This window comes from Cyanobium sp. LEGE 06113 (assembly GCF_015207615.1).
Map to the genome: position 1 here is coordinate 92,540 of NZ_JADEWM010000009.1, position 10,849 is coordinate 103,388.

General features: G+C 62.5%; 12 protein-coding genes and 1 pseudogene. 11 read left to right on the plus strand and 2 right to left on the minus strand.

The window, feature by feature from the left end; genetic code table 11:
• Window positions 1-9 precede the first annotated feature (9 nt).
• Window positions 10-1,197 (minus strand): FAD/NAD(P)-binding protein, encoded by a 1,188-nt coding sequence (locus tag IQ220_RS13835; protein WP_193915815.1) that lies wholly within the window; start codon window positions 1,195-1,197, stop codon window positions 10-12.
• Between the two features lie 136 nt (window positions 1,198-1,333).
• Here IQ220_RS13835 and IQ220_RS16600 point away from each other — a divergent pair.
• The 11 genes and pseudogenes from IQ220_RS16600 to IQ220_RS13885 form a co-directional block, all read left to right on the plus strand.
• A pseudogene (locus IQ220_RS16600) lies at window positions 1,334-1,733 on the plus strand (GTP-binding protein); the annotation flags it as partial.
• A gap of 222 nt (window positions 1,734-1,955) precedes the next feature.
• Complete coding sequence (locus IQ220_RS16605) at window positions 1,956-2,213, plus strand: GTP-binding protein (RefSeq protein ID WP_370566492.1); 258 nt, start codon at window positions 1,956-1,958, stop codon at window positions 2,211-2,213.
• Between the two features lie 6 nt (window positions 2,214-2,219).
• The gene (locus IQ220_RS13845) at window positions 2,220-3,320 is read left to right on the plus strand and encodes a WD40 repeat domain-containing protein (protein ID WP_193915818.1); all 1,101 of its coding nucleotides are present in this window, start codon (window positions 2,220-2,222) and stop codon (window positions 3,318-3,320) included.
• Between the two features lie 96 nt (window positions 3,321-3,416).
• A complete protein-coding gene (locus IQ220_RS13850; RefSeq protein ID WP_193915821.1) occupies window positions 3,417-4,382 on the plus strand; it encodes a metal ABC transporter substrate-binding protein in 966 nt (321 codons plus the stop codon).
• Complete coding sequence (locus IQ220_RS13855; protein ID WP_193915823.1) at window positions 4,379-5,188, plus strand: metal ABC transporter ATP-binding protein; 810 nt, start codon at window positions 4,379-4,381, stop codon at window positions 5,186-5,188. The genes IQ220_RS13850 and IQ220_RS13855 overlap by 4 nt, the downstream gene beginning before the upstream one ends.
• Complete coding sequence (locus IQ220_RS13860; protein WP_370561478.1) at window positions 5,181-6,035, plus strand: metal ABC transporter permease; 855 nt, start codon at window positions 5,181-5,183, stop codon at window positions 6,033-6,035. The genes IQ220_RS13855 and IQ220_RS13860 overlap by 8 nt, the downstream gene beginning before the upstream one ends.
• A gap of 121 nt (window positions 6,036-6,156) precedes the next feature.
• Entirely contained in the window at window positions 6,157-6,330 is a 174-nt protein-coding gene (locus IQ220_RS13865; protein WP_228009238.1) for a metallothionein, read from the plus strand.
• On the plus strand, window positions 6,320-6,538 hold the full coding sequence (locus IQ220_RS13870; RefSeq protein ID WP_193915829.1) for a hypothetical protein: 219 nt from the start codon (window positions 6,320-6,322) through the stop codon (window positions 6,536-6,538). Before IQ220_RS13865 ends, IQ220_RS13870 begins: the two co-directional genes overlap by 11 nt.
• A 796-nt stretch (window positions 6,539-7,334) precedes the next feature.
• Complete coding sequence (locus IQ220_RS13875; RefSeq protein ID WP_193915832.1) at window positions 7,335-7,778, plus strand: integrase core domain-containing protein; 444 nt, start codon at window positions 7,335-7,337, stop codon at window positions 7,776-7,778.
• Window position 7,779: 1 nt separating this feature from the next.
• Window positions 7,780-9,399 (plus strand): DUF4011 domain-containing protein, encoded by a 1,620-nt coding sequence (locus tag IQ220_RS13880; protein ID WP_193915835.1) that lies wholly within the window; start codon window positions 7,780-7,782, stop codon window positions 9,397-9,399.
• A gap of 179 nt (window positions 9,400-9,578) precedes the next feature.
• The gene (locus IQ220_RS13885; protein ID WP_193915839.1) at window positions 9,579-10,658 is read left to right on the plus strand and encodes an AAA domain-containing protein; all 1,080 of its coding nucleotides are present in this window, start codon (window positions 9,579-9,581) and stop codon (window positions 10,656-10,658) included.
• Here IQ220_RS13885 and IQ220_RS13890 read toward each other — a convergent pair.
• Window positions 10,659-10,849: IS3 family transposase (locus IQ220_RS13890; RefSeq protein WP_370566488.1), on the minus strand; the 191-nt coding region annotated here is incomplete at its 5' end.

Genomic DNA, 10,849 nt, shown 5'->3' on the forward strand with positions numbered 1-10,849 from the left:
AACCTGTGCTCAGGCCTTCATGGCTGCCCGAGCGATGCGTTTTGCCGCTTCGAGCCCCCCGAACAGATTGCGGGCGGCGGGGCCGAGCTGCAACGCGCTCAGACCTCCCATCAGGTGCACGTTGGTGCCGGGCCAGCGCAAGTCGCTGGTCAGCACAGGGAAGTCGTTGATCAGCTCGATGGGCTTCTGATCCAGCAGCTGGCGCAGCAGCGGATGCTGGCTGACGCCCTGACGTTGGCCCGTCGCCAGCCAGAGGCGATCGGCCCGATGCCGGCAGCCATCAAGGCAGTCAACCTGCCAGCCGCCCGCCTGCCAGCAGGCCGACTGCACCTGGCCGTGCTCGTGAAGCTGCAGGCGGTCCCGGCGGCGCATCTGATCGAGTTGAGCAGCCAACAGGGGCGTGATCGAGCCGCCGTCACGCGCCGCCACCACTTGCCTGTGGCGTCGACGCCAACAGGCTTCGGCGTGAAATGCCTTGAGATACTTCGGGCCCAGCCAGCCCGGGTCCGCATCAAACGGCCTGCTCCGGAGCGTCCGCCGGCAGAGCATCGTGACCTGGGCACCTCGCCTCAGCGCGCCGAGGGCAAGGTGGGCGCTGGTGAGCCCAGCACCGACGATCAGGATGTGCTGGCCCAGCAACCCATGGCACGTGGCCAGATCAAGCGTCTGGCTGTGTTGCAGGGCCTCGGCCGGATAGGGCGACGCGATGCGCGTCACCCAGCTGGGCAGCACGGGCTCACCCATTCCCGTGGCCAGCACCAGTCGGCGCGGTTGGATCAGCGCCCCATCGCTGAGGGTCACCTGCAGCGAGGCAGGACAAGCCGGACCCAGCTGGATCTGGGCTACTGACAGCGCCTGCACCCGCTCAGCCAGCTGAAACTCCCGAACGACGCCGCGGCAGAAGTCGGCAAACAGGCCTGTGTGGGGGAGGCCGTAAGGCCCTTCCAACTCCCGCATGCGCTGCTGATCCTGGGCATAGCGGCGCAGGGCATGGGGATTGGGGTGGGGGTGATGGGGGGAGGGAGACCGCAGCCAGGGGATCTCAAAGGCCTGCATCTGCCGCTGCCAGCGCACCATCCAGGCACCGGTGGGATCCACCACGCGCAGATGGCGGCGCCACTGGGGCCGCTTCTGCAGCAGCTGGCAGCTGAGCGCCAGGGCCTGGGGGCCGGCTCCGGCGATCAGCAGCTCAGCCATCGCCAGCCCCCGGCGAGGGATTGAGGTGGACAACACGAGCGGTTTCAGAACGAGCCATGCGGGCCGGCCGGTGCCGGTGCTCTTACTAGAATGACAACCATTCTCACACCAGAGGCTTCGGCTTCCCGCCCCTGCCATGGCCTTCTCCAGTGCGGTTCCCGCCTCCCAGCGCCTGCCGGTCACGGTGCTCACCGGCTACCTCGGTGCCGGCAAAACCACCTTGCTGAACCGGATCCTCACCCATGAACACGGCCTGAAGGTGGCCGTGATCGTCAACGAGTTCGGCGAAGTGGGCATCGACAACCAGTTGGTGGTCAACGCCGATGAAGAGATCTTCGAGATGAACAATGGCTGCATCTGCTGCGGTGATTCAGACGTTTTTTGTGGATGAGGACTTACGCGATGAGCTCAGGCTCGATGCGGTGGTCACCCTGGTGGATCTCAAGCACGTGCTCCAGCACTGGGAGGCGGAGGAGGTGCAGGAGCAGCTGGCCTTTGCCGATGTGCTGCTGCTCAACAAGAGCGACCTGGTGGACGAGAGCGAGCGTCGTTTGATCGAGCAGCGGATCCGGGCGATCAACCCGGTGGCCAGGCTGCTGACGGCCACCGGCGCCGCTGTGCCCATGGAGCAGATTCTCGGGGTGGAAGCCTTTGAGCTGGAACGGGCTCTCAGCCTTGATCCTGGCTTCCTGGTGGAGGAGCACGAGCACGAACACGACGCCGCCGTGGGTTCGCTGGCGCTGGTGGAGGAGCGGCCCATGGATCTGGACAGGCTGGGGAGCTGGCTGGCGGATCTGGTGGCCGAGCGGGGTCCTGATCTGTTTCGAATGAAGGGAATCATCCAGCTCAAGGGAGAGGGCAAGCGCTATGTGTTCCAATCGGTGCACATGCTTCTGGACGGGGATTTCGACCGTGCCTGGCACGACGGCGAGCAGCGCTCAACGCAGTTTGTGATCATCGGCCGCAACCTTGATCCGGAAGCCTTGCGCTCTGGCTTCCACGCCTGCGTGGCCTGAGCGGCGATGGCAACACCTGCGGCTCTGGTGTGTGAGCGACTCTGCGGCGAGCTGCAGCAGGCGATCACCTGCCTGAGCTGGTCGAGCGATGGCGCGTTTCTTGCCATCGCGAGCGCCGGTGGTGAACTGGTGCTGCTCGATTTTGGCGCCGGTTGTGAAGAGCAGCTGCGGGGGGATCGCGACAGCAGTCTCGATGCGATCGGCTTCAGTGCCGATGACCAGTTCCTGATGGCAGTGGGCCAGGCGGGAGAGCTGCTGCTCTGGGAGCTGGGCGGCAGCGGCATCCGGCCCATGGCTCTGGAGCCGATGCCACTGGGGGCCGGTTGGCTCGATGCGGCGGCCTGGCAACCCCACGGCCTGGTGCTGGCTGTGGCCGCTGGCCGCCAGGTGCGCCTCTGGGATGGGGCCGTGCGCCAGTGGCGCCCGGATCGCCTGGATCTGCCGGGCACAGTCCAGGCCCTGGCCTGGAGCGCCGATGGCAGACAACTGGCCGCCAGTTGCCAGGGCGAGGTGGCTCTCTGGCAACCCGATGCAGCGCCCCAAGCCCAGCCCCTGCGCGCCCCCACCGGCTCGGTGGGCCTGGTGCTGGCCTACGCGCCGTTCGGTGACCTGCTGGCCAGTGGCCAGATGGATCGCTCGCTGCTGCTCTGGCCTGAGGCGGGCCAAGGTCGGCCCTGGCAATTCAGCGGCTTCCCGGCCAAGGTCAGGGCGCTGGCCTGGAGCGATCAGCCCGGGCGACTGGCGCCTGCCCTGGCGGTGGCTTCTGCCGACACGGTGGTGCTGTGGCAGCAGCGCGATCAAGGTGAACGAGGTTGGACGCCTGAGCCCCTGCTGTGGCATCAACGCAAGGTCCAGGCCCTGGCCTTCGCACCCGGCCGCCCCCTGCTGGCCAGCGCGTCCGCCGATGGCAGCGTGGCTCTCTGGGACAGCCGGGGCCGCCTGCTGCAACCCCTTGAAGGCGAAGGCCAGGGGTTCCAGGCTCTGGCCTGGCGGCCGGATGGGCTGCACCTGGCGGCCGGCGGCGACCAGGGCCGCTGGTGGCTGTGGCCTGTTGCCGGGCCTGGCAGGGAGCGGGAACGCCGCTCGGGCGGAGCCGGTTTCGGCTAGGAGCGGCCCCGGCGTGGCGGTGACACGGCCTGGCTGGCGGCACCGAAGAGGCCCCACCATCTCCTGTAGGGTGAGAATGGTTCTCAATCTATCCAGATGAGCGTTCTGTTGTCCTGTCTGCGGCGCGCGGGCCTGCTGGGATTGGCCTTCCTGCTTGTGGCCTGTGGAGCCCCACAGCAAACCGCCGATTCCGAGAGCGGCGAGCCGGGGCTGAAGGTGGTCACCACCTTCCTGCCGATCACGCTGTTCACCCGTGCTGTGGCGGGAGATTGCGCCGAAGTCAACGCGCTGATCCCCCCCAGCAGCAGCCCCCACGATTTTCAGGCCAAGCCTGGGGATCTGGCTTCCCTGCGGGAGGCCCAGGTGCTGGTGAAGAACGGTCTGGAAATGGAGAGCTTTCTCGACAAGCTCGTGGCTTCCGCCGAAAACCCCGACCTGGTCGTGATCGATTCAAGCCAGGGGGTCACCACGATCGCGTCCCAGGAGGAGCACGACCACAACGAGGCTGACCACGCGGAGGAGCATGGACACGGCCACGGTGAGGTGAACCCCCACATCTGGCTGGATCCACTGCGGGCCGTGCAGCAGGTGGAGACGATTCGCGACGGCCTCGTGAAGGCCGACCCCAGCTGCGCAGAGGGTTATCGGCGCAACGCAGAGGCCTACACTGAAGAGCTGAAGGGCCTCAACACCGAGATCGCCAGCCAGCTCAAGCCCTTCGAGGGGAAAACCTTCGTGGCCTTCCACGATTTCGCCCCCTACTTTGCGGAGCGCTATGGCCTGAAGGCAGAGTATCTGGTGGATGTGCCCGAGATGAACCCCTCCCCCGCTGACCTGCAACGCGTGAGCGAGATCGTGGAACAGACCCAGCTGCGGGCACTGCTCTCTGAACCTCAGGAAGGAGACCGCTCCTTCAACGCCCTGGCCAAAGATCTGGGGGTGCGGATCAGCGTGTTTGACCCGATGGAAACCTCCAGCGAGCAAGCTGCCCTTGACCCCGGCACGTACTTCAACGTGATGCGCGGCAACGCAACCAACCTGCGACAGGCCTTCAGCCAATGAGCGCCCCCGTGTCCCCAGTGGTGCTCGAGGTGCGGGGCCTGACCGTCCAGCGTGCTGGGGCTCTGGCTGTGGATGCTGTGGACTTTCAGCTGGCCAGGGAAACGGACACAGCCCTGGTTGGTCCCAATGGAGCAGGCAAGAGCACGTTGGTGGCCGCCCTGCTGGGCTTGCTGCCCAGGCAGGCGGGCACCGTGCGGATCCTCGGCCACGCCCTGGGGCCGGCAGGGGAGCTGCCCCGCTCGATTCGGGCCCAGGTTGCCTATCTGCCGCAGACCCTCGCCCTGCAAGGGCGCTTTCCGCTCAGCGTGGCGGAATTCGTGGGCTTCGGCTGCGATCCCCCCGGCTTGAGCCTGTCCTGGACTGGCGGCCGACGCCGCCGGGAGGCGGTGAGGCGGGCCCTGGAGCGCACTGGATGCAGCGAGCTGGGTGAGCGTCTGCTGAGTGAGCTTTCGGGCGGTGAACTGAAAAGGGTGCTGCTGGCGTTTTGTGTCGTGCGGCCCCGGCAGCTGCTGGTGCTCGACGAAGCCCAGGCGGGTCTTGATGGGCTTGCCTGCGAGCAGTTCTATCAGCTGCTGCTGGAGCTGCGCCGCCAGGAAGGCTGGACCGTTCTCCAGGTGTCGCACGATCTCGACATGGTGCGACGCACCTGTGACCAGGTGCTCTGTCTGAACCGTCGACTGCGCTGCAGCGGGGCTCCTGACCATGCCCTGAGTCCGGCTCGGCTGGCTGAGCTCTATGGCCCGAATGTGGTGCCTTATCAGCACAGTCACGCCTGCAATCGGAAGGAGCTGGGCAGGCTTGGCTGATCCCTCGGCACTGCTTGGGGTTATCGCCCAGCCCTTCATGCAGCGGGCCATGCTGGGCGGCCTGCTCACGGGCAGCCTGGGCGGGCTGCTGGGCAGCTTTGCCGTGTTGCGTCAGCTCTCCTTCTTCAGTGATGCCCTGGGGCACTCGGCCCTGCTCGGCATCAGCATCGGCATTCTGCTGGGGGTCAACCCAACCCTGGTGCTGATTCCCTTTGCGGTGATCTTTGCACTGCTGATCAACCAGCTGGTGCAACGCAGCCAGCTGCCGGCTGATGCCCTGCTCAACATCGTTTACTCCACATCCCTGGCCTTCGCCGTGGTGGCTCTCAGCCTGGTGGACACCTACCGGGGCGGAATCCAGCAGCTGCTGTTCGGCGACATCCTCGGGATCGGCTGGTTGGATCTGGCCGTCATCGGCACACTCCTGCTCGGCGCGTTGGTCTATCTCAGCCTGAGTCTGCGGGCCCAGGTGCTGCTCACCCTCAGCAACGACCTGGCCGGGGCGTTCGGGGTTCGCGCCCACTGGCACCGCCTGGCCTTCATCGTCTTGCTGGCGGTGGTGGTGGCCGTGTCCATCAAGGCGGTGGGGGTGCTGCTGATCAGCGCCTTCGTGGTCATTCCTGCCTGTGCCGGCCGGCTTCTGAGCCGCCGTTTCCCGACCTACATGATCGTCTCAGCGATCCTGGGCGGGGGATGTGCGCTGATCGGGCTGCTTCTGTCAGGCCTCGCCAACCTGCCCTCAGGGCCTTGCGTGGTGATCGTTCAGTTCACCGGTTTTGCCCTGGCGCTGCTGTTCAGTCCGATGCGTCGCCGGCCTTCAGCAGCAGCCGAGCCCGCACCGATCTGACTCCCTCGCGACTGACTCCCTTGCGCTGCCCTGGTTGTGGCCACTGGCCGATCCAGCGCAGCGCCGCCGGCGCCAGAGTGGGTGCAGATGAGCTGACCAAGCAGAGGCCATGACCACGACCATGGGGAGACCAACCGCGTTGAACTGCGCCTGTCCTGGGTGCAACTGCACGGTGAAACCGGAGACGCCCTTCCGCAGCGGCGTCTTGCTGTTCTGCAGCGACGCCTGCGCCATGGGGCACCCCAACGGTGAGCCCTGCCACGCCGGCTGTGGCTGCGAATGCCATGCCTGCTGAAGTGGTGATCGGTGGGAAAACGCTGCGATTAGCAAGGCGCAGCGATGTGGCCGTCGCTCAGCGCGTGGCGGCCTATCTGCAACGCCGCATCGCTGAGGACGACTGGCGCCCCTACCGGAGCAGAGAAGACGCGGTGCGGGCCTGGACCCGTCTGGGCGGCATCCGACTCCAGGTGATGGAGGCGCTGAGCCTGCTGAACGAGGCCTGAACCTCTTCTTCACCTCAGGCACCAGCCGCAACCGATCATGCAGGTGATGCCGCAGGAGCAGGCTGCTGGCGGGAAGGGGAAGCGAGGGAAGCCATCTGGAGGACGGCGGTGAACCCCACCCCCCACCGGCTGTCCGCGGGCCGATCACTGGCGCTGGGCATCGGTGATGCCGCGGTTGAAGAGGCCCAAAGAGTGAAGGGATCGATGTGGGGTTCCCCCGGTTTCAAGGACAAGTCGGTAAGGGTCTCGCCATGTCCATCAGACTGTTCATCGATGACCAATCCCACCAGAACCAGACACCGGTTCACGCTGCCACAGAACGCTGAGGCCGTGGAGCGCTGCCTGCAGGAGAGCCTTTCCTGCAACACCGTGGCCGAGCGGTTGGGCGTTCCCTCCACCAACCTGGCGCTCTGGGAAAGCGGGCGGCCGAGAACACCCGGCTCACCGCTGAGATCCAAGTGGTGTATGGCGAGTACCGAGGCTTCTACGGCTCCCCCCGGATCCACCAGGAGCTCCGAGCCTCCAGGCCGGTCGTCACCGCGTCGCTCGCCTCATGCAACGGGCTGAGCTCAAGGCCAGGGCTCGCAAGCCGTTCAGGCCCTGCTCCGGGGGCAGCAGATGAGCCGTTGTGATGGTGGCGAACATGGCCCTCCAGCAGGGCTTCCCGCCCCCGGCTCCAAACCGCTTCAGGGCGGACGACATCACGCATGTCCGCACCACGGCCTGTTGGCGGTACCTGGCTGTCTGGATTGACCTGGTAAGCCGCCGTATGGTCGACTGGATGCGCATTTAGCGGATGGATGCCGTTCTGGTGATCGAGGCCCTCAATTGGGCTCTCGGCCACCGTCAGGTAGAGCCGACGCAGCTGCTGCTGCACGCGGATCAGGCCAGCCAGTACCGTGCGAGTGACTACCGCGATCTGCTGAAGGAGCAGAAGGTCGTCTGCAGCAGGTCCGCCAAGGGCTGCTGCTGGGACAACGCTGTAGCGGAGGGCTTCTTCTCCACCCTGAAACTGGAGCTCGACCTCGATGACAATCGAGACACCTTGATCTCCCCCCAGCAGCTGCAGCGGGATCTGGCTTTCTGGATCGAGGGTTACTACAACCGCGAACGCCGCCATTCAACGATCGGTTTCCTTAGCCCGATCGACTACGGAGCAGCAGTTGATCGCTACCCGTACGCTCAACCGTGTGAACCCCTGACCTCTGTCCACGAAATCGGGGGAACCCCAAACAGCTGAAATGAGTGACCTGCAGGAGCGCTTCCAACGATGGGCTGACGAGCTCGTTGACCTCACGGCGAGAAACGACCTGATCAACTTCAAGTTCACTAAGACATCAACGATCCTTCCTGCCCCCAAAGGGCTCTCCAAGCTGCTGAACGGAGACACAGTCGCGATCACAGATCTATGCGACCTCACTGATCCCGATCAGATCAAGCCAGTGAAGGGCGCCATCAAGATGGCCATCGAGTTCAAGGAGCAACGCGGCATCGAAGTGCTCAAGCTTGCTTCTGGATTCGCCACCTGGAAGACCGACAAGATCAGCAAAGCCAACGCGCCGTTATTTCTCTACTCAATCGAACTGGAGAACGAAGGAGGCGCACTCATCAATACCAAGCTCAGGCTTGTCGACACTGAACCGGAGATCAACCCCGTATTGATCCTCCACCTGCAACGCCGGATGGCGGTAGGCATCAAGGACGAGTGCCTTGAAGACCTGGAAGACCCCACAGAGGAGAAGCTATGGGAGCTGTTTGAAGCGCAGTGTCCTGCAGACCTCGAAGTTCAAAGGCTTGATGGTAATGCGATCAAAAACCTCAAGTACCCCAACCTGCCAATGGTTGCAGACCTGCAGAACGCGACTGAGTCGCTTGAAGAGAACACGCTGATCGCAGCACTCGCTGGAGACGCTGACAGCAAGGACGCCCTAAGGGAGGACATCAGTGACGCGAGGCAGGACGCACCAAATTTCATCCCCCCCAAACAGGAGTTCCTAGTACTCGATGCTGACTCCAGTCAGCAGTGGGCGATCAACTCCGCGCTGCAGGGACAAAACCTTATCATTGAGGGGCCACCTGGCACAGGAAAAAGCCAGACGATCGCCAACTTGATCGCAAGCTACATCGCAGTCGGGAAGAGTGTTCTCTTCGTCGCGGACAAGCGAGCAGCAATCAATGCAGTTAAGAAGCGGATTGACAGTGTTGGGCTAGGGGATTGCTTCTTCGATGTGCACTCCTCAGAGGCAGTTCGAAAAAGGCCTACTGAGCCCTTCGTCTCAGCTCTCAAAGAAATCAAGTCAGTCCCCGATAGAGACTTCAGCGCACAACAACTAGAGCTTGAGGAGATTCGGCAAAAGCTTGTTGACCGAAGCGCAGCCATTCAGACAAAGCAGGAACCCTGGAACTGCTCCTACATAGAGGTTCTGAATCTAGCGATGGAGGCTGGCCATGAACCGTCTCAAGGCTTCGATCTAGGTACGTCATGCCTGGATGCGATCACCCTTGACCAGATCAGATGCACCGAGAAGTGCTTGGCAGAGCTGATTTCTCTTGCAGCTCAAGACCTGCTCTCCAGCAGATCACCTTTAGCAAAGGCGATCAGAAACGGCCAACTTCAAACACCTCAATCAATCCGCAGTGCTCTTGAAGCTGTGGACAAGCTCAAAGGAGCACAACGCTCAATCAAAGACTGGCTCCAAGAGGTGGAAGCCAAGGCCCGATTAAGAGGCGAAGAGGTGTTGATACAGAGCCTCATCAAATCCAGCCAATCCTTGACAACTTCGATGTCATCAGCGAAAACCTGGAACTCATTGCTCCTGACCCTCGCAAGCTTCCTGCCGCTGCTCAGCTCAGGCGCCTGAAAAAGGACCTGGCTCAACCGTTTCTACTGAGGTGCTTCAAATACCTCTTTGACAAGAGTTACCGAGATTCACTGGCTGGCCTGAAGTCGGCGTTGCAAGAGGGCGTGCAGCCATCAGCAGCAACTCTTCGAGCTGCTTGCCGAGCCATAACTGCTCTTAGCTCCCTTCATGCAGTGGGTTTGCAGGCAGAAGCGAGAACATATCCGGAAGATCTCAGAGACACCCTGACGAATTTCTTTGAGGAGTTGTCGCGACTCAACTCTTTGATCGAGGACTTGATACCTGACAGCTGCTCAATCGAAGAGGTCGATGCAGTTATCAGCCGTGTTGAAGGGATTCGAACTCAATTGCCTTATGCCCCTGACCTACATCGTAAGCTCGAGGTTCTCGAGCAGCTTGTCGCTGGCTCAAGGGAATTATTTAATCAGCTGCTCGACCAACTTTGTGCGGGTGAACCCGCGAAGCCGATTTGTGATGGCCTGAAGAAAGAGTGGTCGAACTACGTCGAAGAAGCCATTCGCATCCAGTCGCCAGCCTTACGTAACTCTGGGCGTCAGTACCTCGATCGAAACATCGAGGACTTCAGAGAACGGGATGCAGATCATATACGCACAAATGGATCGCGCATACGCCGTCTCTGCGCTGAGCGGGCTCATGCCGTACGGAACGCACATCCTGAGCAGGCCGACTTAATCGAAACCCAGCACAAGAGGAGACGTAAGCGTAAATCTGCTAGACGGCTCTTCGCTGAGATACCCGAATTACTCAAAGCACTAAAACCGTGCTGGGCAATGAGTCCCCTTGTGGTCTCTGAGTTACTCCCTCCAGATAAGGCCTTTTTCGATGTCGTCATCTTTGACGAGGCCAGTCAGATCGTTCCCTTTGAGGCAGTCACCTCAATTCTCCGCGGGAAGCAAACGATCGTCGCGGGTGACTCCAAACAGCTTTCCCCAACCAGCACCTCGTTCTTCGCGATAAAAGAGGACGAGGATGAGATCGCAACTAACGATGACCCAGAGGACGATTCCTTTGACGCCGTCGATGAAGCGGAGTCGCTGCTCGAAGCCGTCAAGGCGGTCTTACCTGGACAAGGTGTCCGGACTCTGTCCTGGCACTACCGCTCAGAGGATGAACGCCTAATTGCCTTCTCCAACCAACACCCTGAGCTGTATGGACGGCGATTGGTCACCGCTCCATCCACCAGCCTTGAACCGCCCTTCGAATACCACTTGGGGTTCCCCCGATTCCGTGGACACTGATCAGGGGTTCACAGGAGTGAGTGTACGGGCAGTGATGAACTGCTGCTCGTAGTCGATCGGACTTAGGTAACCGATCGTTGAATGGCGCCGTTCCCGGTTGTAGTAGCCCTCGATCCAGAAGGCCAGATCCCGCTGCAGCTGCTGGGGTGAGATCAAGGTGTCTCGATTGTCATCGAGACCGAGCTCCAGTT

Bases quoted from the DNA above. Each gene is read 5' to 3' on its own strand.
- IQ220_RS13835 (WP_193915815.1), bottom strand. From the start codon at position 1,197: ATGGCTGAGCTGCTGATCGCCGGAGCCGGCCCCCAGGCCCTGGCGCTC.
- IQ220_RS16605 (WP_370566492.1), top strand. From the start codon at position 1,956: ATGGATCTGGACAGGCTGGGGAGCTGGCTGGCGGATCTGGTGGCCGAG.
- IQ220_RS13845 (WP_193915818.1), top strand. From the start codon at position 2,220: ATGGCAACACCTGCGGCTCTGGTGTGTGAGCGACTCTGCGGCGAGCTG.
- IQ220_RS13850 (WP_193915821.1), top strand. From the start codon at position 3,417: ATGAGCGTTCTGTTGTCCTGTCTGCGGCGCGCGGGCCTGCTGGGATTG.
- IQ220_RS13855 (WP_193915823.1), top strand. From the start codon at position 4,379: ATGAGCGCCCCCGTGTCCCCAGTGGTGCTCGAGGTGCGGGGCCTGACC.
- IQ220_RS13865 (WP_228009238.1), top strand. From the start codon at position 6,157: ATGGGGAGACCAACCGCGTTGAACTGCGCCTGTCCTGGGTGCAACTGC.
- IQ220_RS13870 (WP_193915829.1), top strand. From the start codon at position 6,320: ATGCCTGCTGAAGTGGTGATCGGTGGGAAAACGCTGCGATTAGCAAGG.
- IQ220_RS13875 (WP_193915832.1), top strand. From the start codon at position 7,335: ATGGATGCCGTTCTGGTGATCGAGGCCCTCAATTGGGCTCTCGGCCAC.
- IQ220_RS13880 (WP_193915835.1), top strand. From the start codon at position 7,780: ATGAGTGACCTGCAGGAGCGCTTCCAACGATGGGCTGACGAGCTCGTT.